This is a genomic window from Mesorhizobium sp. WSM4816 (genome assembly GCF_055811535.1).
Window position 1 is genome coordinate 108896 of the sequence record NZ_JBVVQR010000003.1, and the last position, 24876, is coordinate 133771.

Here is a 24876-nt window from a genome sequence, read left to right on the forward strand (position 1 = left end):
GCGCCAGCGCGAAACCAATTACGCCTGAGGTAATCAGGACCGAACCCTGCGAGAGGACAGACAGACATGACCAGCGGCTTTTTCGGCGACATCCAGAAGATCAAATACGAGGGGCCGGATTCGACCAATCCGCTGGCCTACCGGTTCTACAATCCCGATGAAATTGTCGCCGGCAAGCGGCTGGAAGACCATTTGCGCTTTGCCGTCGCCTACTGGCATTCCTTCGCCTGGCCAGGCGGCGATCCGTTCGGCGGCCAGACCTTCGAGCGGCCGTGGTTCGCCGAGGCCGGTGGCACCGACACGATGGAACTGGCCAGGCTCAAGGCCGATGTCGCCTTCGACATGTTTTCGCTGCTGGGTGTTGCCTATTTCTGCTTCCACGATGCCGATGTGCGGCCGGAGGGAAAAGATTTTTCTGAAAGTGCCGCGCGGCTCGATGAGATATCAGACTATTTTGCGGCGAAGATGAAGAAGACCGGGGTCAAGCTGCTTTGGGGCACGGCCAACCTGTTCTCCAATCGCCGCTTCATGGCGGGAGCCGCCACCAATCCCGACCCGGACGTCTTTGCCTATGCGGCAGCGACGGTCAAACACTGCATCGACGTCACCAAGCGGCTGAAGGGCGAGAATTATGTGCTGTGGGGCGGCCGCGAGGGCTATGAGACGCTGCTCAACACCGACCTTGCCCGCGAACAGGAACAGGCCGGCCGCTTCCTCAACCTGGTCGTAGACTATAAGCACCGGATCGGCTTCAAGGGCACCATCCTGATCGAGCCGAAGCCGCAGGAACCGACCAAGCACCAGTACGACTATGATGTCGCCACGGTCTACGGCTTCCTGAAGCGCTTCGGGCTGGAGAAGGAGGTCAAACTCAACATCGAGCAGGGCCATGCGATCCTGGCCGGCCATTCTTTCGAGCATGAACTGGCGCTGGCCAATGCGCTCGGCATTTTCGGCTCGATCGACATGAACCGCAACGACTACCAGTCGGGCTGGGACACCGACCAGTTCCCCAACAATGTGCCGGAGATGGCATTGGCCTATTATCAGGTCCTGCAGGCCGGTGGCTTCAAGACCGGCGGCACCAATTTCGACGCCAAGCTTCGGCGACAGTCGCTCGATCCGCAGGATCTGCTGATTGGCCATATCGGCGGCATGGATTGCTGCGCACGCGGCCTCAAGGCCGCTGCTAAAATGGTGGAGGACAAGGCGCTGTCGGCCCCGCTGGCCGAGCGCTATGCCGGCTGGAATTCGGCCGAGGCCAAGGCGATGCTTGCCGGCAAGCGCACGCTGGAGGAGATCACCGAGCGCGTCGTCAAGAAGAGGATCGAGCCGCAGCCGAGATCCGGCCGCCAGGAACTGCTTGAGAATATCGTCAACCGGTACGTCTGAGGTGCCGCACCGGCGGGTCTGTTGACCGACCCGCCGGCCCGGAACAGCTTTGCGCGAGGGCGGAACCGACGACAAGGTTTTGCCTCGCACCGCCCCTCAATCGCCTCGCTCTTGCCTTCAAACAGCCGTCACGAATCTCGTATATGTGGTTCGTGGCGGGAACAGAAAGAAGGAGGCGAACCGATATGCAGCACGAACGCGAAATCGACGCCCTGCTCTCATCTGGCGAGGGATCGATCATCGACCGGCTGATGGCGCTGCCGCATCCGAAGGATGGCGCGCGCGGTGCAAACGAATGGGACCGCGCGGTCGCCAGCCGCTTCGAGACCCACCTTGCGAGACAGATGCGCTCGCAGATCGACGGCAAAAGCGACCGCCAGGACGCTGCCTGATCCACCTTTGTCTATGCATGCCGTTACCCCAAAACCGCTACGCACTTTTGGGCGACATGCATTATCCCCGGCGCAGCCTGACCGGCGCTTCGCCGAAAGCTCTTGAGAACGCCCTGGAAAATGCCGCGGCGGACGAGAACCCCGTTCGCCCGGCAATATCGGCCATGGCCACGCGCGTGTCGACCACCAGCCGGCGCGCTGCACCCAGCCGCAGCCTGAGATAATAGGCGCCCGGCGTCTCGCCGATCGACTTGCGAAAGATGCTTTCCAGCGTACGTGCCGTCACCCCGGCACGCTTTGCCACCGCGGCGATGGTCAAGGGCTGGTCGACGTGGGTTTCCATCAGCCGGATGGCTTGCGCAAGCCGCGGATCGTAGCCGTCGAGGCGGCCGAGCGAGACCAAAGGCTGCGCGTCGGTCGCGGCGCGTGCCTGGTCGTAGATGAAGACGCTTGCCACATCGAGCGCGACCGCCATGCCGAGCCGCGTGCGGATCAGATGCAGCATCAGGTCGAAGGTTGGCGAAGCGCCACCGGAGGTGAAGACCGGCCCATCGATGACATAGCGGTCGGGGCGAACGTCGACCTCGGGAAAGGCCGAGGAGAAATCCTCCATGTCCTCCCAATGGGTGGTGGCGCTGCGCCCTTCCAGCAGACCGGCGCGGGCGACCAGCCAGGTACCGGCTTCGACGCCGCCGCAGGCGCGTGCGGCGCGCCCCGCTCGGCGCAGGCCGGCAAGGAGGGCCGACGTGGCATAGTTCTGCGTGCCGAAACCGGCGACGACGACAAGCACATCCGTCGTATCCGCCGCATCGAAGCGGCCGCTGACCGCAACCGGCAGGCCGCATGTGGTGACTGGCGCTTCGCCGGTCACCGAAACCAGCCTGAAGTCGAACAGCGTCTCGCCGGCAATACGGTTGGCGGCGCGCAGCGGATCGACGGCCGAGGCCACGCACATGATCGACGACCCGGAAAACACCAGCAGCGTCACCTTGAGCGGCAACCGTTCGGCGCGAAAGATCGACGACTTTTCGTTCTTCATCATACGCACTTCGTAAAATGCAAAACAGTTTCCGGCAAGTCAGGCATTGTTGCCATCTGTTCGATTGGGCCCATGTTTGATCGGGACCATCTGTGCTGATTGGGAGAAAAGTCGATGCCGCTTGCGATGAACCGTGAGGTCTTCATTACCTGTGCCATAACCGGGTCCGGCAGCTCGCAAGACCGCAGCCCGCATGTGCCGCGCTCGCCCAAGCAGATCGCCGATTCGGCCATCGACGCGGCAAAGGCGGGTGCGGCGATCGTCCACTGCCATGTGCGCGACCCCGAAACCGGCAGGCCGCGCCGCGACGTGCAGCTTTATCGCGAAGTGACCGAGCGCATCCGTGCGGCAGACGTCGACGTGGTGCTGAACCTGACCGCCGGCATGGGCGGCGACATGGTGTTCGGCTCGCCGGAAAACCCGCTGCCGCTGAACGAGAAAGCCACCGATATGGGCGGTGCCACCAACCGCGTGGAACATGTGCGCCAGTGCCTGCCGGAGATATGCACGCTCGACTGCGGCACCATGAATTTCGCCGAGGCCGACTATGTCATGACCAACACGCCAGGCATGCTGCGCGCCATGGGCGGCATGATGACGGCGCTTGGCGTCAAGCCGGAGATCGAGGCCTTCGACACCGGCCATCTGTGGTTTGCCAAGCAATTGGTCGAGGAAAAGGTGCTGGACCCGGATGCTCTCGTGCAATTGTGCATGGGCGTGCCATGGGGCGCGCCGGACGATCTCAACACTTTTATGGCGATGGTCAACAATGTGCCGTCAGGTTGGACCTGGTCGGCGTTCTCCATCGGCCGCAACCAGATGGCCTATGCCGCCGCCGCGGTGCTGGCCGGCGGCAATGTCCGCGTCGGGCTCGAGGACAATCTCTGGCTCGACAAGGGCGTGCTGGCAACCAATGCGCAGCTGGTCGAGCGGGCGGTCAGCATCGTGTCGAACATGGGCGCAAGGGTCATCGGCCCCGATGAAGTGCGCAAGAAGCTCAATTTGACAAAGCGCGCGCCGCTTTGAACAAGCAATCGGTAGGGAGGAGCCGCCGATGAAGACCGTGAAATTCACCGCAATGAAGGATGGCGACCGCGACGATTACGCGTTCCTCACCGAGCACGAGATCGACTATGCGGCGAAGACCGGCGAACGGCTGCTTGACGCGCTTGTCCAACTCGACGAAGGCCTGTCCGGCTACAAGATCACCCGGCTCGGCCATTCGCTGCAGGCGGCGACGCGCGCATGGCGCGACGGCGCCGACACCGACTGGATCGTCTGCGCCCTGCTGCACGACATCGGCGACGTCTACGCACCGTACAATCACGACGAATATGCAGCTTCGGTCCTAAAACCTTTCGTGCGCGAGCAGTGCACCTGGGTTGTGGAAAAGCACGGCGACTTCCAGCGCCTCTATTACGCCCACCATCTCGCCGGCAATCCGCATGCGCGCGCCCGTTTCGCCGGCCACCTTTATTTCGACGATTGCGACCAGTTCTGTGAGCGCTGGGACCAGTCGAGCTTCGACCCCGACTACGAGACGTTGCCGATCGACTTCTTCCGGCCCTTCGTGCTCGAGGTGTTTGCGCGCAGGGCCTATGACCCCACCGTGATCCGCGCCGGCGAGCGCGTGCCTCTCATCGACCTGGAAAAAGCCAGGACAAGAACCGGAGCCTCCGCATGAGCATCATCACCAAGGCAGCTGCAATCGGCGGCGGCGTCATCGGCGCCGGCTGGGTGGCGCGACTGCTCTTGAACGGCATCGACGTGTCGATTTTCGATCCCGACCCCGAAGCCGCGCGCAAGGTCGGCGAAGTGATGAAAGGCGCGCGCCGCGCCTACAAGCAGATGCTGCCCGACGGCCTGCCAAAAGAAGGCAAATTGACCTTTGCCAAGACCATTGCCGACGCCGTCGCCGATGCCGATTTCATCCAGGAAAGCGTGCCGGAACGGCTCGACCTGAAACACCGCGTGCTGGCCGAGATCGACCTCTATGCGCCGGCCAATGCCATCGTCGGCTCCTCGACTTCCGGTATCAAGCCGACCGACATGCAGGTGGCGATGAAGAAGCATCCGGAGCGGCTGGTCGTCGGCCATCCGTTCAACCCGGTCTATTTGCTTCCGCTGGTCGAGATCGTCGGCGGCGAGCAGACCTTTCCCGAGGCGATCGAGGTCGCCAAGGAGATGTACGCCTCGATCGGCATGAAACCGGTGGTGATCCGCAAGGAGATCGAGGCGTTCGTCGGCGACCGCCTGCTGGAGGCGGCATGGCGCGAGGCGCTGTGGCTGATCAAGGACGGCATCTGCACGGTCGAGGAACTCGACGACATCATGCGCTATGGCTTCGGCCTGCGCTGGGCGCAGATGGGCATGTTCCAGGTCTACCGCGTCGCCGGCGGCGAGGCCGGCATGCGCCATTTCATGGCGCAGTTCGGGCCGTGCCTGAAATGGCCGTGGACCAAGCTGATGGATGTGCCGGAGTTCAACGACGAACTGGTCGACCTGATCGCCACGCAGTCGGACGATCAGGCGGATGGCCTGTCGATCCGCGAGCTTGAAAAGATCCGCGACGACAATCTGGTCGCCATCATGGATGCGCTGTCGAAGCAGAACAAAGGCAAGGGCTGGGGCGCCGGCGCCTTGCACAAGGACTATACCAAGCAGCTCGCCAAGCTTGCGGCGAAGAAGCCCACCGCTTCCAAAGCGGCCGAGAAGGCCAAGGCCGAAAAGCCGAAGAAAAAGAAGAAAGGCTGAGACCATGGATTTTGGCCTCTCCGAGGAACAGAAACTGATCGTCGAGACGACGCGCGCCTTCGTCGAGAACGAGCTTTACCCGCATGAGCGCGAGGTGGAACGCACCGGCGTGCTGCGCCGCGAGCTGATCGATGAGATCAAGGCCAAGGCGATCGAAGCCGGGCTCTATGCCGCCAACATGCCTGCGGAGGTCGGTGGCGCCGGCCTCGATACGGTGACCTGGCTGCTTTACGAGAAGGAGCTCGGCCGCGCCAATTACGCACTGCACTGGACCTGCGTGGCGCGGCCATCCAACATCCTCTTGGCCGGCACGCCGGAGCAGCGCGAAAAGTATCTTTATCCCTGCATTCGCGGCGAGAAGTGGGATTGCCTGGCGATGACCGAGCCGGGTGCCGGCTCCGATCTGCGCGGCATGAAGGCAACCGCAGTGCAGGACGGCGACGACTGGGTGCTGAACGGCACCAAGCACTTCATCAGCCATGCCGATCTTGCCGATTTCGCCATCGTCTTCATGGCTTCGGGCGAAGAGGAGACGCCGCGTGGAAAACGCAAGAAGATCACCGCCTTCTTCGTCGACAAGGGCACCAAGGGTTTTACGGTGCGTGACGGCTACCGCAACGTCTCGCACCGCGGCTACACCAACGCCATCCTCGAATTCGACGATTGCCGGCTGCCCGGAGCCCAGGTTCTGGGCGAGGTCCATAAGGGTTTCGACGTCGCCAATTCGTGGCTTGGCGCAACCCGCCTGCAGGTCGGCGCGACCTGTCTCGGCCGGGCCGAGCGGGCACTTGGCCACGCCATCGAATACGCCGCGCAGCGACAGCAGTTCGGCCAGCAGATCGGCAAGTTCCAGGGCGTTTCATTCAAGCTTGCCGATATGGCGACCGAACTGAAAGCGGCCGACCTGATGGTGTTCGAAGCCGGCTGGAAGTACGATCAGGGCACCGTCACCGATCAGGACATGGCCATGGCCAAGCTGAAGGCCACCGAAATGCTTGCCTTCGTCGCCGACGAGGCGATCCAGATCCATGGCGGCATGGGGCTGATGGATGATCTGCCGCTGGAGCGCATCTGGCGCGACGCCCGCGTCGAGCGCATCTGGGAAGGCACGTCGGAAATCCAGCGCCACATCATTTCACGGGCGCTGCTGCGCCCGTTCGGGGGCTGATAAATGCACAAACTTGAGCGCCTCTTGCGCCCGCGAACGATCGCCGTGTTCGGCGGCGCGCAGGCCGCCGCCGTCGTCGCGCAGTCGATCAAGATGGGCTTTGCCGGCGAGATCTGGCCGGTGCACCCGACCAAGGATGAAGTCGCCGGCCGCAAGGCCTACCGCTCGGTGGCCGACCTGCCCGGCGCGCCCGACGCCGCCTTTGTCGGCGTCAACCGGCATTTGACCATCGAGGTGGTCAAGGCGCTGGCCGAGCGCGGTGCCGGCGGCGCCGTCTGCTTTGCCGCCGGCTTTCTCGAGACCGAGGCTTATGACGAGCATGGCGAGCGATTGCAGGCGGAACTGGTCGCTGCGGCGGGCCAGATGCCGATCATCGGGCCGAACTGCTACGGCCTGATCAATTATGCCGACGGCGCGCTTTTATGGCCCGACCAGCATGGCGGCATCAGGCTGGCCGAGGGCGGCCGCGGCGTCGCCATCATCACCCAGTCGTCGAACATCGCCATCAACATGACGATGCAGAAGCGCGGCCTGCCGATCGCCTTTCTGATGACCGCCGGCAACCAGGCACAGACCGGCCTTTCGGAAATGGCGCTCGGCCTGATCGAGGACGATCGGGTCACTTCGCTCGGCCTGCATATCGAGGCGTTCGATTCGGTAGCCGGCTTCGAAAGGCTGGCCGCGCGGGCGCGAGAGCTGAAGAAACCGATCATCGCCATGAAGGTTGGCCGCTCCGAGCAGGCGCGGCTAGCAACGGTGTCGCATACCGCGTCGCTAGCAGGCTCGGACGCTGCCTCGGGCGCCTTCCTGAAGCGGCTCGGCATCGCCCGCGTCGATTCCATCCCTGCCTTCATCGAGGCGCTCAAGCTGCTGCACGTCACCGGCCCCCTGCCCGGCTACCGGCTGTCGTCGATGAGCTGTTCGGGCGGCGAAGCGTCTGTCATGGCCGACAGCGCCGAAGGCCGCTGGGTCAATTTCCCGGCGCTGACCGACACCCACCGCGCCCACGTCAAATCGACGCTCGGGCCGCTGGTTGCGGTGGCCAACCCGCTCGACTACCACACCTTCATCTGGAACAACGAGCCGGCGATGACCGCCACCTTCACCGCCATGGTGTCGGGCGGCTTCGACCTCAACATGCTGGTGCTCGATTTCCCGCGCCCCGACCGCTGCTCCGACACCGACTGGTGGACGACGCTGCGCGCCTTCGAATCGGCGCTGAAGACCAACAAGGCGCAGGGCGCAATCGTCTCCTCGCTGCCGGAGAACCTGCCCGAGGAATACACCGCCGGCCTGATGGGACGCGGCATGGTGCCGTTGTTCGGCATTTCCGAAGCCATGGACGCCGCCCAGGCGGCCGCCTTCATCGGCTGGGCCTGGCGCGAGCCGCAGGCGCAGCCGATCGACACCTCCGCTTCCGGGGCGCCGGCCGGCGACCATGTCACGCCTGATGAGGCCGAGGCGAAAGCGCGGCTGATCGAGGCCGGGCTCCCCGTGCCGAGGGGTGAACGCGCCGGCAATGCGGTCGAGGCGGTCATCTCCTCGATGGCGCTCGGTTTTCCGGTTGCGCTGAAGGCTTTGGGCGTCACCCACAAATCCGAGCTTGACGCGGTTCGGCTCAACCTCAGGGACGCCGAATCCGTCAGCACGGCGGCCCATGATCTCGATGCGCTCGGCACCGGCCTCTATGTCGAGCGCATGGTGCGCGACGGCGTCGCCGAACTGCTCGTCGGCTTCACCCGTGACCCGATGTTCGGCGCGGTGATGACGCTGGGCACCGGCGGCGTGCTGGTCGAGCTGCTGCGCGACAGCGTCACGCTGATGCTGCCGGCGACCCGCGACGACATCGAGGCGGCATTGCGCGGGCTCAAATTGTTCCCGCTGCTCGAAGGCTATCGCGGCCGGCCCAAGGCCGATCTCGCGGCGGCCATCGAGGCGATATCAGGCATCGCCGCCTTCGTGCAGAAAAATGCCGGCGAGATCGAGGAGCTCGACATCAACCCGCTGATCGTCTGCGCGCAAGGCAAAGGCGCCTGGATCGCCGACGCGCTGCTGGTGCTTGGAGAAAACTAGAATGTCTGACGTCATCACCACCCGCCGCGAGGGCACGATCCTCGAAGTCACGCTCGATCGACCCAAGGCCAACGCTATCGACCTCAACACCTCGCGGCTGATGGGCGAGACCTTCAAGGCGTTCCGTGACGATCCGGATCTGCGGGTCGCCATTGTCAAGACCGCCGGCGACAAGTTCTTCTGCGCCGGCTGGGACCTGAAAGCCGCGGCCGGCGGCGATGCGGTCGACGGCGACTATGGCGTCGGCGGGTTCGGCGGGCTGCAGGAGCTGCGCGATCTCAACAAGCCGGTCATCGCCTGCGTCAACGGCATGGCGGTCGGCGGCGGCTTCGAGCTGGCGCTGTCCTGCGACCTCATCTACGCGTCGGATCACTCCTCCTTTGCGCTGCCGGAAATTCGCGCCGGCACGCTGGCCGATGCAGCGACGATCAAGCTGCCGAAGCGCATTCCCTATCATGTCGCCATGGACCTTTTGCTCACCGGCCGCTGGATGGATGTCGGCGAAGCGCATCGCTGGGGTCTGGTCAACGAGGTGCTGCCCAAGGAGAAGCTCGAGGATCGCGTCTGGGAGATCGCACGACTGCTCGCCGGCGGTCCGCCGCTGGTCTTTGCCGCGATCAAGGAGACGGCGCGGGTCGCCGAAGCACTCACCTTCCAGGACGCGATGAACCGGGTGACGCGCCGCCAATTGGCGACGGTTGACGCACTGTACGGCTCGGAGGACAATCTCGAGGGTTTTCGCGCCTTTGCCGAAAAGCGCGACCCGGTGTGGAAGGGGAAGTGAAGGTATTGTTGAAATGACGGCGCCCACCCCCCTCTGGCCTGCCGGCCATCTCCCCCTCAAGGGGGGAGATTGGCAGCTTCGGCCTTGCAGCCCATCTTGCAACGTTGGAGATTGGCGAAAACCGAAGCGACATCCGATCTCCCCCCTTGAGGGGGAGATGCCCGGCAGGGCAGAGGGGGGTGCCCAGGCGCTGTCGTCAGATCGCGTTCAGCGTCCATGACCGACTACAAAAAACTCATCGACGCCGAGACCTGGGCCTTCATCGAGCGGACCAATTCCTATTTTCCGCCTGATGCGATCGACTACACCATCGATCAGCAGCGCGACATCTACGACCGCATGTGCCGTGAATTCTCTGCCGGCCACCCAGACAACGTTACGGCGGAGACCACCGCCATTGCCACGCCTTCGCATCCCATCCCGATCCGCATCTACCGCACACCCGCGCCGGAAGCGGCGGCGATGGTGCTTTATTTCCATGGCGGCGGTTATATCCTCGGCGGGCTCGACAGCCATGACGACCTCTGCGCCGAGCTTTGCAGCCGCACCGGCTATGAGCTGGTTTCTGTCGATTACCGGCTGGCGCCGGAACATCTGCATCCGGCCGGCTTCGACGATGCCATCAGCGCCTTCGAATGGGCGGCGACGACCTACAAGCGCCCGATCCTGCTTTGCGGCGACAGCGCCGGCGGCAATCTTGCCGCCGCGGTCAGCCATGCGACGCGCGGCCATGCACGAAGGCCGATCGGCCAGGTGCTGATCTATCCCGGCCTTGGCGGCGACCGCTCGCAAGGCTCTTACGTGACCCATGCCGAGGCGCCGATGCTGACGGTCCGCGACCTCGATTTCTACACGAATATCAGGACCGGCGGCGAAGACCGCACCGGCGATCTCACGCTGTCGCCGCTGGCCGATGCCGATTTTGCCAATCTGCCGCCGACTGTGCTGATCACCGCCCAATGCGACCCGCTGTCGTCGGACGGCGAGGCCTATCGCGACCGCCTCGTCGCGGAGGAGGGTCACGCCTACTGGTTCGAAGAGCCGGGGCTGGTGCATGGCTATCTCAGAGGCCGGCACACGGTCGGTCGTGCGCGCTCGAGCTTTACCCGGATCGTTGACGCGGTATCGGCTCTGGGACGCGGCGAATGGATCTGGTGAGGATCCTACCCCACTGCCCGCGACGCCGCCCGGCCGGCGCTGCGGCCTGAAAAAATGCAGCCGCCAAGAAACGTCCCTTCCAGCGCCGCATAGCCATGCATGCCGCCGCCGCCGAAACCGGCGGCTTCGCCGACCGCGTACAATCCCTCGACCGGCTGGCCATCGGTACCCAGGACACGGCTGTCGAGATCGGTCTGCAAGCCGCCCAGCGTCTTGCGGGTGAGGATGTTGAGCCTGACCGCGATCAGCGGCCCATTGGCAGGGTCGAGCATCTTGTGTGGCTTGGCCGTGCGGATCAGCCGGTCGCCGAGATAGGCTCGGGCGCCGCGCAAGGCGGTGATCTGCATATCCTTGGAGAACGGATTGTCGAGCTGCCGGTCACGGGCGCGGATTTCGTGCTCGACCTGCGCCAGTTCGAGCAGCGGCTCGCCGCCGACAAGCGCGTTCATGCGGGCGACCAGCGCCGGCAAATCAGGCTCGACGATGAAATCCTCGCCCTTCTCCATGAACGCCTTCACCGGACCGGGAACGCCCGATGTGGCGCGGCCAAGCACTTGGCGCCAGCTTTTTCCGGTGAGGTCGGGGTTCTGCTCGGAGCCCGACAGCGCGAACTCCTTCTGGATGATCTTTTTGGTCAGGATGAACCAGGAATAATCGAAGCCGGTGCTCATGATGTGGCTGAGCGTGCCCAGCGTGTCGAAGCCGGGATAGAGCGGCACCGGCAGGCGCTTGCCGCGGGCGTCGAGCCACAGCGACGACGGGCCGGGCAGGATGCGGATTGCATGGTCGGTCCAGAGCGGCGCCCAGTTCCTGATGCCTTCGACATAGTGCCACATGCGGTCGCGGTTGATGATGCTGCCGCCGGCCTGTTCGGTGATCGCCAGCATGCGGCCGTCGACATGGTCGGGAACGCCAGAGATCATGCACTTGGGCGGCGTGCCGAGCCGCTGCGGCCAGTTTTTGCGGACAAGCTCGGGATTGCCGCCGATGCCGCCGGAGGCGACGATGACCGCTTGCGCCTTGAACTCGAAGTCGCCGGCGACGTCGCGCGAACTCCTGCGGCCGCGCTCGACATCGCTCGGCTCAAGCATGTCGCCGCGCACGCCATTCACGACGGCGCCTGTCCGCGTCAGTTCGTTGACCCGGTGGCGGAATTTGAAGCGGATCAGCCCGCTATTCTCGGCCTCGCGTACGCGCCGTACGAACGGGTCGAGCACGCCCGGCCCGGTGCCCCAGGTGACGTGAAAGCGCGGCACCGAATTGCCGTGGCCGACGGCGTTGCCGCCGCCGCGCTCGGCCCAGCCGACGATTGGGAAGAACTTCATGCCGTGCTGCGTCAGCCAGGAGCGCTTCTCGCCGGTGGCGAAGCCGACATAGGCCTCGGCCCAGCGGCGCGGCCAAAAATCTTCCGCACGGTCGAAGGCGGCGGTGCCAAGCCAGTCCTCGAGCGCCAGATCATGCGAATCGCGGATGCGCATGCGCCGCTGCTCCGGCGAATCGACGAGGAAGATGCCGCCAAGCGACCAGAACGCCTGGCCGCCGAGCGACTGTTCAGGCTCCTGGTCGACGATGATGGTCTTCTTGCCGGCCTCGGCCAGCTCGGCCGCCGCGACGAGCCCGGCAAGGCCGGCGCCGACAATGATCACATCCGCATCGTCAGCCACTTTCTCCTCCCCCGGCTCTCCTCCCCGGCTTGACGATTGTCAGACCGTCTCCCAGCCTTCCTTCTCGCCGGCGCGGAAGATGGCGTCGATGACCTTCTGGTTGAGCACGGACTCTTCCAGCGTGAAGACGCGGTCGGTGCCGCCCTGTGCCGCCCGCGCGAAGGCCTCGACCTCCAGCCGGTATTGCTGCATGCCGGGGAAGCGGAACACTTGCGCCTCGCTGTGGTTCTGGTTGTGCAGCTCGATGCGATGGTGGTCGTAGATGCCGGCGTTGAACGGCGAAAGCACCTCGATGAAGCCCTTCTCGCCGTGGAACACCATCGCCTGCCGCGCCGCCATCTGCGTCGACAGATAGAACGACAATTCGAAGTCACCGAAATCGGCGCGGATCGAGGAGTAGTTGTCGGTGCCGAATGTCTTGTCGCGCTCGATCGTCGCCTGGACGCGCAGCGGCTCCTTGCCCGTCGAAAAGCGCGTCGACACCGTCGGGTAGACGCCGATGTCGGGCAGCGCGCCGCCACCGAGGTCGAGCTGGTTGCGCATGTTCTTGGGATCGACATTGTAGTAGGAGAACGCGCCCTGGACATGGCGCAGCCGGCCGATGGCGCCGTTGGCGATCAGCTCGCGCACCTTGACCCATTGCGGGTGGTAGACGACCATGAAGGCTTCGCAGACCAGCACGTTTTTGGCGTCGCGCAGCTTGATCAGCGGCGGAATGTCCCTGGCGTCGAGCGCCAGCGGCTTTTCGACCAGAACATGCTTGCCGGCCTCGATCGCCTTGGCGGTCCATTCGACATGCTGGGCGGTCGGCAGCGGGATGTAGACGCCGTCGACATCCCTGGATGCGAGCAGCTCGTCATAGGAGCCGAAGGCATGGGGGGCGCCGAACCGATCGGCCAGGGCACGGGCTTTCGACAGGTCGCGGCTGGCGATCGCCGACAGCACGCCGTTCTCCGCCTCGACCATTGCAGGCAAAAGATGCTCGCGGCCGATCTTAGCCGTCGACAAAACACCCCATCGAAACATCAGGCTTCTCCCTCTTCAAATTGCAGGCGTGGAGGTTTGCCTGAAATCGGCAAAAAAGCCAATGCGAAGCATGGCAGCGAGCAAGTCGATCGTCTGCGGCTTGTTCGGATGCCGGCGCTGCCCTCCGCAGAGCTTGGTTTCCTCGTCTCCGCAAAGGGGGCGAGGAAGCCAGGTCCTGAAAAGGCTATCCCCTTCTACCTGTATGCGTCATGTCGAAGCCGACGACGCTCCCACAAACCGGCTTTCTATCTTGAAGAAATCGACAAAGGCTCGCAGCGCCGGCCGCATCTGGCGGCGGCTCGGGTAGTAGGCGAAGAAACCGTCGAAGGGCGGGCACCAGTCTTCCAGCACGCGAATGAGCCGGCCGGTGGCCAACGCCTCGCGGACATAGTCCTCGAACAGGAAGGCAAGCCCAGCGCCGTCGGCCGCCGCATTGGCGATCAGATGGTCCTCGTCGAGGATCAGCGGCCCTTGCACCGCCAGCTCGATCTCCTCGCCGTCCTTCTCGAATTCCCAGCGGTAGAGGATGCCGCTGGAGAAACGGAAGCGGATGCAACGGTGACCGACGAGATCGTGTGGATGGCGCGGCCTGGGCATGGTCGCGAAATAGGATGGCGCGCCGACGACGGCGCCGCGAAGGTTTGGACCGATGCGCACCGCGATCATGTCGCGCTGCAGGCTCTCGCCGAGCCGGACGCCGGCGTCGAAGCCGCCTTCGACCACATCGGTGAAGCGGTCTTCGATGACGATCTCCAGCACGATGTCGGGATAGGCCGATGCAAAGGCACCGAGCCGCGGCGTCAGCGCCAGGTGGGCGGCGGTGCGCGGCACGGTCAGCCGGAGATTGCCCGCCGGCCGGTCGCGCGCCTCGACCGCCGAGTCCAGCGCCAGATCGATTTCCGACAGCGCTGGCCTCAGCCGCTCGAGCAGCTGTGCGCCTGCCTCGGTCGGGGCGACGCTGCGCGTGCTGCGCGCCAGGAGCCGCACGCCAAGACGCGCCTCCAGGCTGGAAACCGCGTGGCTGACTGCCGATGGCGCGATGGCGAGCTCCTTGGCCGCGCCGCGAAAGCTGCCGCACTGGGCGACGGTAGCCAGCACTGCGAGTTGCGAGAGATGTGTTCGATTCATTGATCTATCTTTTAGAACAGCCCGTGCGAGTAAGCGCCGATTACCGAACGCAGTGCAAGGCGCTATCTCTGCCGCATCACAACAAGGAGACGCGTGATGCAAACCCGCAAGCTTGGAAATGAACTTGACGTCTATCCGGTCGGCCTCGGCTGCATGGGGATGAGCTTCGGCTATGGCGGCCAGCCGGAGGTGGACGCGATCGCCACACTGCGCCGCGCCGTCGATATCGGCGTCAATTTCTTCGACACGGCTGAGGTCTATGGCCCGTACGAGAATGAGATCCTGCTCGGCAAAGCGCTGAAGCCGGTGCGTGGCCAGGTGACGATCGCGACGAAATTCGGCTTCAGGATTCTTGAAGAAGGTAACGGCGTCGAGCGCATGGCGGGTGTCGACAGCCGCCCCGAACACGTCAAGGCGGTGGCCGAAGCGTCATTGAAGCGGCTGGGCACCGAGGTGATCGACCTGTACTACCAGCATCGCGTCGATCCCAATGTGCCGATCGAGGATACGGTCGGCGCCATGGCCGAGCTGGTGTGCGAGGGCAAGGTGCGCGCGCTCGGTCTGTCGGAGGCGAGTGCCGCGACCATCCGCCGGGCGCATGCGGTGCATCCGATATCAGCCGTGCAGAGCGAATATTCGCTGTGGAGCCGCGATCCGGAGGAAGAGGTGTTTGCCGTCTGCCGCGAGCTCGGCATCGGCTTTGTCCCCTACAGCCCGCTCGGCCGCGGCCTGCTTACCGGCACGATCGCCAAGCCAGAGGTGCTCGGCGCCGATGACTGGCGGCGTGGACTGCCGCGCTTCCAGGCCGACGCCATGGCGGCCAATGCAGCTGTTGTCGCGACGCTGGAGACAATGGCGGCGGGCAAGGGCGTGACGCCAGCGCAGCTGGCGCTCGCCTGGGTGCTGCATCAGGGCGATTTCATCGTGCCGATCCCCGGTGCGCGAAAAATCCGCCATCTCGAGCAGAATGCGGCAGCAGCACAGATTGCGCTGAGCCAGGCGGAAGTGGCGGCCATTGGCGAGGCCCTGTCGCCGGAGAAGGTCGTCGGCAAGCGCTACACCGAAGAAATGCTGGCGCTGGTCAATGGATGAACGGTGATCTACGGAGTAATCAAAACGGGGCGTTTCGATGCGCCTTTTTCGAGCCCCGCGCGACAATTGCGAGACGTGGGCGCGAGACACCCCCCTCTATCCTGCCGGACTTCTGCGGAGAATACTCGACTCACCACGGCACAGTGATCGCCATGTGCCCGCAGCCGTCACGCTCTGAGCACGCCACCAGTCTGCTTGTGCACATTCTCGACGATGCGCTTTGCCAGCGCCTCGAAATCCTCGTCGGTCAGCGTCTTTTCGACCGGCTGGATCGACACTTCGATGGCGATCGATTTCTTGGCGGCGCCGAGTGACGCCCCTTCGAACACGTCGAAGACCGAGACGTTGGTGATCAGCTTCCTGTCGGCAGCAAGGGCTGCGCGGGTCAGCGTGCCGGCTTCGACCGCCTTGTCGACGACGAAGGCGAAATCGCGCTTGACCGCCTGGAAGGCGGACAGTTCCAGTCTCGGTTTTGTCCGCGTCGGCTTGGCCTTCGGCTCGGGCACGGCATCGATGAAAACCTCGAAGCCGCAGACCGGCCCGGAGACGTCGAGTTCCTCCAGCGTCTTCGGGTGGAACTCGCCGAACGTGCCCAAAATGACCTTCGGCCCGAGCTTGATCGTGCCGGAGCGGCCGGGATGATACCAGGCCGGGCCGCCGGCCTCGATCTGCAGCCGCTCGACCGGCGCGCCGCAGGCTTCAAGTGCTGCGATCGCGTCGGCCTTGGCGTCGAACACGCCGACCGGACCGGCATTGCCGGCCCAGTGGCGGCCGGAGCCTTCGAGCCTGGCCGTGCCGCGTCGCACGCCGGCCGCGACGCGCCGCTGCTGGTCGGCCGCATCGCCCTCGTAGGTGCCGGACACTTCGAACAGCGCGACATCGCCGATGCCCTTGTCGGCATTGCGCTGCGCGGCGGCGATCAGGCCCGGCAGCAGCGACGGCCGCATGTCGGACATGTCGGCAGCGATCGGGTTTGCGAGCTTCAGTGCGGTCTGGCCGCCGCCGAACAGTTCGGCATGTTTTGCCGGAATGAACGACCAGGTGACCGCCTCCATCATGCCGCGCACCGCCAGCGCCCGCTTGGCGGCGCGGGTGCGGACCTGCAGGACAGTCAGGATCTTGGCGTTGACGGCATCGTGCGCGCCGAGCGGCTGCGGCGCGATGTTGTCGACGCCATGGATGCGCATGACCTCCTCGACCAGATCGGCCTTGCCATCGACATCCGGCCGCCAGGACGGCACCGCCACATCGACGACATCGCCCGCGCCTTCCGGCTTGAAGCCGAGGCGCGAAAGAATGGCGAGGCTCTCCTCCATGGGCACCTCTGTGCCGGTCAGCCGCCTCACTTCCGACAGCGGGAAGGAAACGATCTTCGGCGCGTGACCGGCATAGCCGACGACTTCGGTTTCGGTCGGCGTGCCGCCGCAGAAGTCCAGCACCAGCTTGGTCGCCAGTTCCACGCCGGGCACCATGAATTCCGGGTCGACGCCGCGCTCGAAGCGGTAGCGCGCATCGCTGATGATGCCGAGCGTCCTGCCGGTGCGGGCCGTGGTGATCGGATCCCAAAGCGCCGATTCGATCAGCACGTCGGTGGTGTTCTCGTCGCAGCCGGAATGCTCGCCGCCCATGATGCCGGCGATCGATTCGACGCCGTCCTGGTCTGCTATCACGCACATGTCAGGCGTCAGCGTGTATTCGCGGCCGTCAAGCGCCAGCACCTTTTCACCGTCACGCGCCCGGCGCACGGTAAGATTGCCGGCGACCTTGTTCGCGTCGAACACATGCAGCGGCCGGCCGCGATCGAAGGTGACGAAATTGGTGATATCGACCAGCGCGCTGATCGGCCGAAGCCCAATGGCGATCAGCCGCTGCTGCAGCCATTTCGGCGACGGACCGTTGTTCACGCCTTTCACCAATCTCAAGGCGAAGCCGGGGCAGAGCTCCGGGGCTTCGATCGTCACCTTCACCGGGCACATGCCGCTGCCGGCATGCGGCATGATCGCGCCGCCGACGAGGCGGCCGAGCCCGCTCGCCGCCAGATCGCGGGCAATGCCGTAGACGCTGGTCGCGTCCGGACGGTTCGGCGTCAAATTGATCTCTATGACCGGATCGTCGAGATGCGTATAGGCGGCGAAGCTGGTGCCGACCGGCGCATCGGCCGGCAGATCGATGATGCCGTCATGCTCTTCGGAAAGCTCAAGCTCGCGCTCGGAGCACATCATGCCGTGGCTTTCGACGCCCCTGATCTTGCCGACCGTCAGCGTCACGTCGATGCCCGGAATATAGGTGCCGGGTGCTGCAAAGGCGCCGATCAGGCCCGCGCGGGCGTTCGGCGCTCCACACACAACCTGCACGGGTGCCTTGCCGTCGCCGGTATCGACCGTCAGCACGCGCAACCGATCGGCATCGGGGTGCTGCACCGCCGTCAGCACCTTGGCGATGACGAAGGGTTTTAGGCTCGATCTGTCGTCGACATGCTCGACTTCGAGGCCGATCGAGGTCAGCCGCTCGACGATCTCGTTGAGCGAGGCGTCGGTCTCGAGGTGGTCCTTGAGCCAGGAGAGGGTGAATTTCATGACTGTGTTCCGTCTGGTCTGGGCACGCTGGTCTTCAGATGTCTCGGCAAGTCATCCGGCATATGCACGAAGGGAAGCTGCTCGCGCACATGGGCGTGGTGCGTCGGCTTGAAATAGGCCGGCATGTCCATGGCGCCGAGCATGAAATAGATGTGGTCGGCCAGCCGCTCGTCGACATAGGCGATCGGCGAGCCGCAGATGCCGCAAAAGGAGCGCGTCACCGGTCCGTTCTCGAACATCTTCAGCGCCTTGCCCGTGAAGGCGACCTGCTCGGTGATGAAGCCGACGAAGGCCGATACCGGCGCGCCGCTGGCCCGCCGGCAATCGCCGCAATGGCAATAGCTGACATGGTGCGGTTCGGCCGAAGCCTCGAACCGCACGGCGCCGCAGCGGCAGCCGCCGGTGTGGGCCGCTGTCATGTGCTCAAGCCTGCGAACAGCGTCGGCATGTCGAGCGGCCGGAAGCCGTAATGCGACAGCCAGCGCACATCGGCGTCGAAGAAGGCCCGCAGGTCCGGCATGCCGTATTTCAGCATGGCGATGCGATCGATGCCCATGCCCCAGGCAAAGCCCTGATATTCGTCGGGATCGAGCCCGCCATATCTCAGCACATTGGGGTGGACCATGCCGCAGCCGAGGATCTCCATCCAGTCTGATCCTTCGCCGAAGCGCACCTCGCCCGGCCGCGAACGGTCGCACTGGATGTCGACCTCCATGCTGGGTTCGGTGAACGGGAAGAAGCTCGGCCGGAAGCGCATCTTGACCTGCGGAACCTCGAAAAAGGCCTTGCAGAACTCCTCCAGCACCCATTTCATGTTGGCGACGTTGGCTGATCTGTCGATCACCAGCCCCTCGACCTGATGGAACATCGGCGAATGGGTGGCATCGGAATCCTGGCGGTAGGTCTTTCCGGGAATGACGATGCGGATCGGCGGCTTCTGCATCTCCATGGTACGGATCTGCACCGGCGAGGTATGGGTGCGCAAAAGCTTGCGCTCGCCCTTCTCGTCCGACTGGAAAAAGAAGGTGTCATGCATCTCGCGCGCCGGATGGCCTTCCGGGAAGTTCAGCGCAGTGAAATTGTAGTAATCGGTCTCGATATCGGGACCTTCGGCGATGGCAAAGCCGAGGTCGCCGAAGATCGCGGCAATCTCGTCGCTGACCTGGCTGATCGGATGGATGCGGCCGCGCTCGGCCGGCGATCGCCGCACCGGCAGTGTGACGTCGACCTTTTCCGCCGCGAGCCGTGATGCGATCGCTGCGTCCTTGAGTTCGGCGCGGCGCGCGGTAAGCGCCTCGGTGATGCGGTTCTTGAGACCGTTGATCGCCGGGCCTTTTATCTGGCGCTCTTCTGCGCTCATCGAGCCGAGCGTCTTCAGCATTTCGGAGACCGAGCCCTTCTTGCCGAGCGCTGAAACACGCACGGCTTCGATCGCCTGCTCGTCGGCGGCCGACGCAATGTCGCTCATCAGGGAATTTTCGAGAGTTTCCATGTCACTCATGTTTCAGACTCGATTGAAGGCAAAGAAAAACCCGCGCCAGCCCTGCCAGCGCGGGTTTCCCAAATCAAGTGTCGATGTGCTTGGGAAGGCGCTGGTTAGGCTACAGCGCTTTCAAAAGCGTTCGGCGTGGTGTTCTTGAGGTACTCGAGCGCGACCTTGGCCTTGGCCACAAGGGCGGCAAATGCCTGCGGCTCGTGGATGGCCATGTCCGACAGGACCTTGCGATCGATCTCGATGCCGGCCTTGTTGAGACCGTCGATGAACCGGCCATAGGTCAGGCCATGCTCGTGGGTCGCGGCATTGATGCGCTGGATCCACAGAGCGCGGAACGAACGCTTGCGGTTCTTGCGGTCGCGGTAGGCATACTGCAGCGACTTTTCCACCGCCTGCTTGGCGATGCGAATGGTGTTCTTGCGGCGGCCGTAGAAGCCCTTGGCGGCTTTCAGGACCTTTTTGTGCTTGGCGTGCGAGGTGACGCCTCTTTTTACGCGTGCCATGTCATGATCTCCTTAAAACTTGTCCAGACCGAATGCCTTAGAGGCCGTTCGGCAGAAAATTCTTGATGACCTTCTTGCCATCCGGTTCAGCCAGAACCATCGTGCCGCGGGCATTTCGAATGAACTTGTTGGAACGCTTGATCATGCCGTGACGCTTGCCGGCCGCAGCCGACAGGACTTTACCCGTACCTGTGATCTTGAACCGCTTCTTGGCGGCTGACTTGGTCTTCATCTTGGGCATTTTGCTACTCCGTTTATGTGCGCATCATCGCGCTTTTGTTCGCTTCAGGCCGACCAAAGCCCGAAAAGCAAATGAAACCGCCACGGCATGCCCTGCCGGGCGGTTTTTGGGAACGGCGGTGCTATACGTCAAAGCGGGCCGGCGTGCAACACCCTGTGCCGACACACAATGGGCCTATGGGAAACGGAACAGCACCGGCAGTATGCCCGATTGCTGGGCGGCGTCGATCGATTCGAAAAACGGCATGGCGACGAGGAACACCAGTCCGTCCAGCAGCGTCGTCCGCAGCAGGCGCGGCTTGAAGCCGCCGGTGTCGCCTTCCTGATACAGCGAAAGCTTCGGGAAGAAGCGCGGCACTCGCGCCATATAGGCCTGGAATGGCGTTCCGAAGGCCTCCTTCAGAAACGTCTCTTCGCGCAGGATGACGACATGAAAGGCGGCGGCGCAAATCACCGCGAAGCCGATCGCCGCAGTGATCGAGCCCATCTGCGCGCCGACGCCGGCGGCAGCTATCGAGGAGAAGACATAGAGCGGATTGCGGGTGATCGAATAGGGTCCGCCGGTAACCACCTCGGAGGATTTGCGTCCGCCGATATAGAGCGTCGACCACAAGCGCCCGACAATGCCGAGAAAGATCAGCAGGACGCCGACCATTTCGATCGTTTCGTGCGGCACGCTTTCGGGAGGAAAAGCAGACTGGCCAAACAGCAGCGCTGCGAACATGACGACCACGAGGGCGGCAAGCACCATCCTGCGCGCGTGCTGATACCTGCCCAGCGCACGCCTGGCCTGCGCTTGTTCGGCCTGCGCCGATTTAACTTCATTGAGCATGTCGGGAATCCAATCGTCGAGGAACTTGCCGGCGATCGCGGCATCCGCAGTTCAATACAGCCAGAAGAGGACGGGAATTACACCGCTTTCCTGTCCGGACTCGATGAGTTCGAAAAACGGTACGGAAGCCACGAACATCAAGCCGTCGCGCAGCGTGTGATTAAAAATGCGCGGTGTGAAGGTGACCTCGGCCTGATCGCGATAAAGCCGGGGATTGGGAAAAAACCGCGGCACCCGTGCGATGTAGTCCTTGTACGGCGCCCCGAGCACGGTCGTCAAATGCAGTTCCTCGCGCAGCGTGACGATGTAGAACGCGGCCGCGCACAAAACCGCCGACGCCACCGAGACGATCACGCTGCCGGTCTGGGCGCCGATGCCGGCGGCCCCTATGGTGGAGAAAAAATACAGCGGGTTGCGCATCACCGAATATGGGCCGGTAGCAACCAGTTCGGCCGACTTGCGGCCGCCGATATAGAGGATCGACCAGAGCCGGCCGCCGATCCCGATCAGTATCAGGGCGATGCCGTATTGCCCCTCTATGCGTTCGTGGCCTAGTTCATCGTGCGTGGAGCCGCCGAAGATCAGCAAAGCGCAAAAAGCACCGATCAGCAGCGCCAGCAGGACGCGCCGGCGCCGCTGATAGCGGGCCATTTCGTCGAACGATCTTTCAATCGGAGAACGTGCCGCAGCGGCCATGGACAATCCTTTCGCCGCGAGGACCGGCAACCGGACTCCTTGTCGATGCAACTTGCGGAGAAATCATGGCGGCGACAAAACAAACAAAAGGCCGCCGAAGCGGCCTTTGCTTTGACGGGACCGCTTTAGCGGAATCGCTTTAGCGGGGCGCCAGCACCATCATCATCTGGCGGCCTTCGAGCTTCGGTTCGGCTTCGACCTTGGCGATCGGTGCAACTTCCTCGCGAACCTTGTTCAAAAGCTGCATGCCGAGTTCCATATGCGCCATCTCGCGGCCGCGAAAGCGCAATGTCAGCTTGACCTTGTCACCCTCCTCGAAAAACCGCCGGACCGCTTTCATCTTGGTCTCGTAGTCATGGCTGTCGATGTTCGGGCGCATCTTGATCTCTTTGATCTCGATGACCTTCTGGTTCTTGCGCGCCTCGGCCGCCTTCTTCTGGTTGGCGTATTTCAGCTTGCCGAGATCGAGAATTTTTACGACGGGCGGCACTGCGTTGGGCGATATCTCGACCAGATCGAGCCCAGCCTCTTCGGCGAGCAGCAATGCGTCGTTGATGGAGACATCGCCATGGTTGTGGCCTTCGGCGTCGATAAGCTGGACCCGGGGAACCCGGATGTCACGGTTGGAGCGCGGGCCCTCCTTGGTGGGCGCCGTTGCTTTGAAAGGTCTGCGAATGGTCGTGGTCTCCTTGAGCCGTTTCGTTCGGGGTTTTCAATTCAGAATTGCGAACGCGCCAATGTGGTGAGCGCGCGGCCGGAGTCAATAGCACAGCGCTCACAGGAAATCACCTGTTCCCTGACTTCTGCCTGCACCAAACGAAGAAAGTTGCCGAGCACTTTTCGTTGAACCGTCCGCTGTGTCAAAAGACCTGCGTGAGGAGTGAGCCATGACCGCACCGGTTTTTCTCGACGTCGACGGAACCAGCATCGCTGTCAGGCGCGCTGCGGGTGCCGAGCCAGGCATTGTCTGGCTCGGCGGCTACAAGTCGGACATGCTGGGCACCAAGGCCGAGAAGCTGGCGGAATGGGCGAGCGGGCAAGGCCGGGCTTTCCTGCGTCACGACTATTCCGGTCACGGCGAATCGGGCGGCGCCTTTGCGGACGGCACCGTCTCGAACTGGCTTTCGCAAAGTCTCGCCGTCTTCAATCATTTCACGCAAGGCAGGCAAATCCTGGTCGGCTCCTCGATGGGCGCATGGATCGCGCTGCGCATGGTCCAGGAATTGCGCCAGGAATTGCACACACCAGGCGAGAACCGCATCGCCGGTCTGGTGCTTCTAGCGCCGGCGCCGGATTTCACCGCCGAGTTGGTCGAGCCGGCGCTGACCAAAGCGCAGAAGCGCGATCTTGCCAAAAAAGGTTTTTTCGAGGAGCCGTCGGACTATTCGGCCGAGCCTTACATCTACACCCGAGCGCTGATCGAGGACGGCCACAACAACCGGGTGCTGACCGGGCCGATCGACACCCACTGCCCCGTCCACATATTGCAAGGGCTGGCCGATGCCGACGTGCCGCCGAGCCATGCGCTGAAACTGGTCGGCCTGCTGCCGGCCGACGACGTCACGCTGTCGCTGATCCCCGACGGCGACCATCGCCTGTCGCGGCCTCAGGATCTCGACATGCTGGTGCGGGCGGTCGATGCCATCGTGCGGCAGGCAGGCTAGGACATGCGCATTTCCATTCCGGTATCCGCCTTCGTTGCAGCGATTGTCGGCTTCGGCGGCACGTTGGCCATCGTCATCGCCGCCGCCAAGGCAGTCGGCGCGACGCAAGTCGAAACCGCGAGCTGGGTGACGGCGATCTGCCTCGCGATGGCGATCGAAAGCCTGTGGCTGTCGTGGCGCACCAGGATGCCGGTCATCGCCGCATGGTCGACGCCGGGGGTGGCGCTGATCGCGGCATCGAGCGGCTTTTCGATCAACGAGGCCGTCGGCGCCTTCATCGTCACCGGGATTTTGCTGATTGCCACCGGCCTGTTCAGGCCCTTGACCAAGCTGATCGCCAGGATACCGGCCTCGGTCGCGTCGGGGATGCTCGCCGGCATCGTCGTCACCTTCGCCATCAATGCGGTGAAGGCGATTCCCGTCGACCCGTGGCTGATCCTGCCGCTGATCGCCGCCTTCTTTGTCATCCGCCTGTTCAATCCGGCGCTCTCGGTGCTGGCGGTGCTGATCGGCGGCGGCGCTGCCGCGTTCCTGACCGGCCGGGTCGGTGGTCTGCCGACCCCGGAACTTTCGACATTGACGCTGATTGCGCCGCAGTTCACCGTCACGGCGATCATCGGCCTGGCGCTGCCGCTTTATCTGGTCACCATGGCCTCGCAGAACCTGTCCGGCCTCGCCGTGCTGAGGGCGGCGGGCTATCACCCGGAACCCGGCCCGCTGATCGGGGTCACCGGCCTGCTTTCGCTGCTGTCGGCGCCATTCGGGGCCTCGACCACCAATCTGGCGGCGATTTCGGCGGCGATCTGCACCGGCCCCGACGTGCATCCCGATCCGGGCGAGCGCTGGAAGACCGGTCCCTTCTACGCGCTTGCCTACCTCGTCTTCGCCATTTTCGGCGCCTCGCTGGTGGCGATCTTTGCCGTGCTGCCGCAGAGCCTGATCGTGCTTGTCGCCGGACTGGCGCTGATGGCGCCGCTCGCCAACGCGCTGTCGATCGCCTTGAAGGAAGACGGCGAACGCATGGCCGCTACCGTCACCTTTGCCGTCACCGCCTCGGGGCTGACGCTGTTCGGCGTCGGTGCGGCGTTCTGGGGGCTGATTGCGGGCCTGGTCGTCCTTTTCCTTGAAACGCTCAAAAAGCGATAATCATTTCAAACGCTTGTCCGGTTTTGGTCGACACTGTCTTGAATCGCCGTTTTT

Annotated in this window: 24 protein-coding genes; 12 read left to right on the forward strand and 12 right to left on the reverse strand. The window is 63.9% G+C overall.

Annotation, left to right across the window (positions count from 1 at the left end; all coding sequences use genetic code 11):
* Positions 1–66 precede the first annotated feature (66 nt).
* Both xylA and AC0L3H_RS04770 read left to right on the forward strand, forming a co-directional pair.
* The gene (gene xylA, locus AC0L3H_RS04765; protein ID WP_473584682.1) at positions 67–1392 is read left to right on the forward strand and encodes a xylose isomerase; all 1326 of its coding nucleotides are present in this window, start codon (positions 67–69) and stop codon (positions 1390–1392) included.
* 185 nt (positions 1393–1577) lie between these two features.
* Positions 1578–1784: a hypothetical protein gene (locus AC0L3H_RS04770; RefSeq protein ID WP_023796867.1), complete on the forward strand. Its 207-nt coding sequence runs from the start codon at positions 1578–1580 to the stop codon at positions 1782–1784.
* Between the two features lie 61 nt (positions 1785–1845).
* Here AC0L3H_RS04770 and AC0L3H_RS04775 read toward each other — a convergent pair whose 3' ends face one another.
* Entirely contained in the window at positions 1846–2826 is a 981-nt protein-coding gene (locus AC0L3H_RS04775; RefSeq protein ID WP_128244558.1) for a GlxA family transcriptional regulator, read from the reverse strand.
* 111 nt (positions 2827–2937) lie between these two features.
* On the opposite strand from AC0L3H_RS04775, the gene bcoG reads away from it, so the two are divergent.
* From bcoG to AC0L3H_RS04810, 7 genes are all read left to right on the forward strand, one after another.
* Complete coding sequence (gene bcoG / locus AC0L3H_RS04780; RefSeq protein WP_023796869.1) at positions 2938–3849, forward strand: 3-dehydrocarnitine:acetyl-CoA trimethylamine transferase BcoG; 912 nt, start codon at positions 2938–2940, stop codon at positions 3847–3849.
* Between the two features lie 28 nt (positions 3850–3877).
* The gene (locus tag AC0L3H_RS04785) at positions 3878–4507 is read left to right on the forward strand and encodes an HD domain-containing protein (RefSeq protein WP_473584683.1); all 630 of its coding nucleotides are present in this window, start codon (positions 3878–3880) and stop codon (positions 4505–4507) included.
* Positions 4504–5577 carry a carnitine 3-dehydrogenase gene (locus AC0L3H_RS04790; RefSeq protein ID WP_091592618.1) on the forward strand — a complete coding sequence of 358 codons (1074 nt, stop codon included), beginning with the start codon at positions 4504–4506 and terminating at the stop codon, positions 5575–5577. Before AC0L3H_RS04785 ends, AC0L3H_RS04790 begins: the two co-directional genes overlap by 4 nt.
* Before the next feature lie 4 nt (positions 5578–5581).
* Positions 5582–6745, forward strand: coding sequence for an acyl-CoA dehydrogenase family protein (locus tag AC0L3H_RS04795; protein WP_128170375.1), 1164 nt, complete (start codon positions 5582–5584; stop codon positions 6743–6745).
* 3 nt (positions 6746–6748) lie between these two features.
* Positions 6749–8818, forward strand: coding sequence for an acetate--CoA ligase family protein (locus AC0L3H_RS04800; RefSeq protein ID WP_473584684.1), 2070 nt, complete (start codon positions 6749–6751; stop codon positions 8816–8818).
* Position 8819: 1 nt separating this feature from the next.
* Entirely contained in the window at positions 8820–9602 is a 783-nt protein-coding gene (locus tag AC0L3H_RS04805) for a carnitinyl-CoA dehydratase (RefSeq protein WP_473584685.1), read from the forward strand.
* Positions 9603–9818: 216 nt separating this feature from the next.
* Positions 9819–10760 carry an alpha/beta hydrolase gene (locus tag AC0L3H_RS04810; RefSeq protein ID WP_027152011.1) on the forward strand — a complete coding sequence of 314 codons (942 nt, stop codon included), beginning with the start codon at positions 9819–9821 and terminating at the stop codon, positions 10758–10760.
* A gap of 5 nt (positions 10761–10765) precedes the next feature.
* Here AC0L3H_RS04810 and AC0L3H_RS04815 read toward each other — a convergent pair whose 3' ends face one another.
* The 3 genes from AC0L3H_RS04815 to AC0L3H_RS04825 form a co-directional block, all read right to left on the reverse strand.
* Positions 10766–12424 (reverse strand): FAD-binding dehydrogenase, encoded by a 1659-nt coding sequence (locus tag AC0L3H_RS04815; protein WP_473584686.1) that lies wholly within the window; start codon positions 12422–12424, stop codon positions 10766–10768.
* A 39-nt stretch (positions 12425–12463) separates the two neighbouring features.
* Positions 12464–13450 carry a Gfo/Idh/MocA family protein gene (locus AC0L3H_RS04820; RefSeq protein WP_473584687.1) on the reverse strand — a complete coding sequence of 329 codons (987 nt, stop codon included), beginning with the start codon at positions 13448–13450 and terminating at the stop codon, positions 12464–12466.
* 207 nt (positions 13451–13657) lie between these two features.
* Entirely contained in the window at positions 13658–14578 is a 921-nt protein-coding gene (locus AC0L3H_RS04825; RefSeq protein WP_473584688.1) for a LysR family transcriptional regulator, read from the reverse strand.
* Between the two features lie 96 nt (positions 14579–14674).
* Here AC0L3H_RS04825 and AC0L3H_RS04830 point away from each other — a divergent pair, with 96 nt between their 5' ends.
* A complete protein-coding gene (locus AC0L3H_RS04830) occupies positions 14675–15670 on the forward strand; it encodes an aldo/keto reductase (protein WP_473584689.1) in 996 nt (331 codons plus the stop codon).
* A gap of 167 nt (positions 15671–15837) precedes the next feature.
* On the opposite strand, the gene pheT is transcribed toward AC0L3H_RS04830, so the two are convergent.
* The 8 genes from pheT to infC all read right to left on the reverse strand — a co-directional run bounded on the left by pheT (position 15838) and on the right by infC (position 22688).
* Positions 15838–18246 (reverse strand): phenylalanine--tRNA ligase subunit beta, encoded by a 2409-nt coding sequence (gene pheT / locus AC0L3H_RS04835; RefSeq protein ID WP_473584690.1) that lies wholly within the window; start codon positions 18244–18246, stop codon positions 15838–15840.
* Positions 18243–18665, reverse strand: a complete 423-nt coding sequence (locus AC0L3H_RS04840; protein ID WP_027152017.1) for a GFA family protein — start codon at positions 18663–18665, stop codon at positions 18243–18245. Before AC0L3H_RS04840 ends, pheT begins: the two co-directional genes overlap by 4 nt.
* Positions 18662–19747, reverse strand: a complete 1086-nt coding sequence (pheS, locus tag AC0L3H_RS04845) for a phenylalanine--tRNA ligase subunit alpha (protein WP_473584691.1) — start codon at positions 19745–19747, stop codon at positions 18662–18664. The genes AC0L3H_RS04840 and pheS overlap by 4 nt, the downstream gene beginning before the upstream one ends.
* A gap of 95 nt (positions 19748–19842) precedes the next feature.
* Positions 19843–20244 carry a 50S ribosomal protein L20 gene (gene rplT / locus AC0L3H_RS04850; protein ID WP_023796882.1) on the reverse strand — a complete coding sequence of 134 codons (402 nt, stop codon included), beginning with the start codon at positions 20242–20244 and terminating at the stop codon, positions 19843–19845.
* A gap of 37 nt (positions 20245–20281) precedes the next feature.
* On the reverse strand, positions 20282–20485 hold the full coding sequence (rpmI, locus tag AC0L3H_RS04855; RefSeq protein ID WP_006201248.1) for a 50S ribosomal protein L35: 204 nt from the start codon (positions 20483–20485) through the stop codon (positions 20282–20284).
* A gap of 174 nt (positions 20486–20659) precedes the next feature.
* Entirely contained in the window at positions 20660–21316 is a 657-nt protein-coding gene (locus tag AC0L3H_RS04860) for a methyltransferase family protein (protein WP_128244572.1), read from the reverse strand.
* Between the two features lie 51 nt (positions 21317–21367).
* On the reverse strand, positions 21368–22012 hold the full coding sequence (locus tag AC0L3H_RS04865) for a methyltransferase family protein (protein WP_473584692.1): 645 nt from the start codon (positions 22010–22012) through the stop codon (positions 21368–21370).
* A gap of 139 nt (positions 22013–22151) precedes the next feature.
* Complete coding sequence (gene infC, locus AC0L3H_RS04870; RefSeq protein ID WP_077374810.1) at positions 22152–22688, reverse strand: translation initiation factor IF-3; 537 nt, start codon at positions 22686–22688, stop codon at positions 22152–22154.
* A 211-nt stretch (positions 22689–22899) separates the two neighbouring features.
* Here infC and AC0L3H_RS04875 point away from each other — a divergent pair, with 211 nt between their 5' ends.
* Together AC0L3H_RS04875 and AC0L3H_RS04880 are read left to right on the forward strand one after the other, a co-directional pair.
* Positions 22900–23676, forward strand: a complete 777-nt coding sequence (locus tag AC0L3H_RS04875) for an alpha/beta hydrolase (RefSeq protein WP_473584693.1) — start codon at positions 22900–22902, stop codon at positions 23674–23676.
* A 3-nt stretch (positions 23677–23679) separates the two neighbouring features.
* Positions 23680–24822 carry a benzoate/H(+) symporter BenE family transporter gene (locus AC0L3H_RS04880; protein WP_236377961.1) on the forward strand — a complete coding sequence of 381 codons (1143 nt, stop codon included), beginning with the start codon at positions 23680–23682 and terminating at the stop codon, positions 24820–24822.
* The last annotated feature ends 54 nt before the right edge of the window (positions 24823–24876 follow it).

Coding starts and splice junctions, on each gene's coding strand:
- xylA (WP_473584682.1), top strand. CDS start 67: ATGACCAGCGGCTTTTTCGGCGACATCCAGAAGATCAAATACGAGGGG.
- AC0L3H_RS04785 (WP_473584683.1), top strand. CDS start 3,878: ATGAAGACCGTGAAATTCACCGCAATGAAGGATGGCGACCGCGACGAT.
- AC0L3H_RS04770 (WP_023796867.1), top strand. CDS start 1,578: ATGCAGCACGAACGCGAAATCGACGCCCTGCTCTCATCTGGCGAGGGA.
- AC0L3H_RS04820 (WP_473584687.1), bottom strand. CDS start 13,450: ATGTTTCGATGGGGTGTTTTGTCGACGGCTAAGATCGGCCGCGAGCAT.
- AC0L3H_RS04865 (WP_473584692.1), bottom strand. CDS start 22,012: ATGGCCGCTGCGGCACGTTCTCCGATTGAAAGATCGTTCGACGAAATG.
- AC0L3H_RS04880 (WP_236377961.1), top strand. CDS start 23,680: ATGCGCATTTCCATTCCGGTATCCGCCTTCGTTGCAGCGATTGTCGGC.
- AC0L3H_RS04805 (WP_473584685.1), top strand. CDS start 8,820: ATGTCTGACGTCATCACCACCCGCCGCGAGGGCACGATCCTCGAAGTC.
- AC0L3H_RS04800 (WP_473584684.1), top strand. CDS start 6,749: ATGCACAAACTTGAGCGCCTCTTGCGCCCGCGAACGATCGCCGTGTTC.
- AC0L3H_RS04795 (WP_128170375.1), top strand. CDS start 5,582: ATGGATTTTGGCCTCTCCGAGGAACAGAAACTGATCGTCGAGACGACG.
- rpmI (WP_006201248.1), bottom strand. CDS start 20,485: ATGCCCAAGATGAAGACCAAGTCAGCCGCCAAGAAGCGGTTCAAGATC.
- rplT (WP_023796882.1), bottom strand. CDS start 20,244: ATGGCACGCGTAAAAAGAGGCGTCACCTCGCACGCCAAGCACAAAAAG.
- AC0L3H_RS04860 (WP_128244572.1), bottom strand. CDS start 21,316: ATGCTCAATGAAGTTAAATCGGCGCAGGCCGAACAAGCGCAGGCCAGG.
- AC0L3H_RS04810 (WP_027152011.1), top strand. CDS start 9,819: ATGACCGACTACAAAAAACTCATCGACGCCGAGACCTGGGCCTTCATC.
- AC0L3H_RS04840 (WP_027152017.1), bottom strand. CDS start 18,665: ATGACAGCGGCCCACACCGGCGGCTGCCGCTGCGGCGCCGTGCGGTTC.
- bcoG (WP_023796869.1), top strand. CDS start 2,938: ATGCCGCTTGCGATGAACCGTGAGGTCTTCATTACCTGTGCCATAACC.
- AC0L3H_RS04825 (WP_473584688.1), bottom strand. CDS start 14,578: ATGAATCGAACACATCTCTCGCAACTCGCAGTGCTGGCTACCGTCGCC.
- AC0L3H_RS04775 (WP_128244558.1), bottom strand. CDS start 2,826: ATGATGAAGAACGAAAAGTCGTCGATCTTTCGCGCCGAACGGTTGCCG.
- AC0L3H_RS04830 (WP_473584689.1), top strand. CDS start 14,675: ATGCAAACCCGCAAGCTTGGAAATGAACTTGACGTCTATCCGGTCGGC.
- AC0L3H_RS04875 (WP_473584693.1), top strand. CDS start 22,900: ATGACCGCACCGGTTTTTCTCGACGTCGACGGAACCAGCATCGCTGTC.
- pheT (WP_473584690.1), bottom strand. CDS start 18,246: ATGAAATTCACCCTCTCCTGGCTCAAGGACCACCTCGAGACCGACGCC.
- AC0L3H_RS04790 (WP_091592618.1), top strand. CDS start 4,504: ATGAGCATCATCACCAAGGCAGCTGCAATCGGCGGCGGCGTCATCGGC.
- pheS (WP_473584691.1), bottom strand. CDS start 19,747: ATGAGTGACATGGAAACTCTCGAAAATTCCCTGATGAGCGACATTGCG.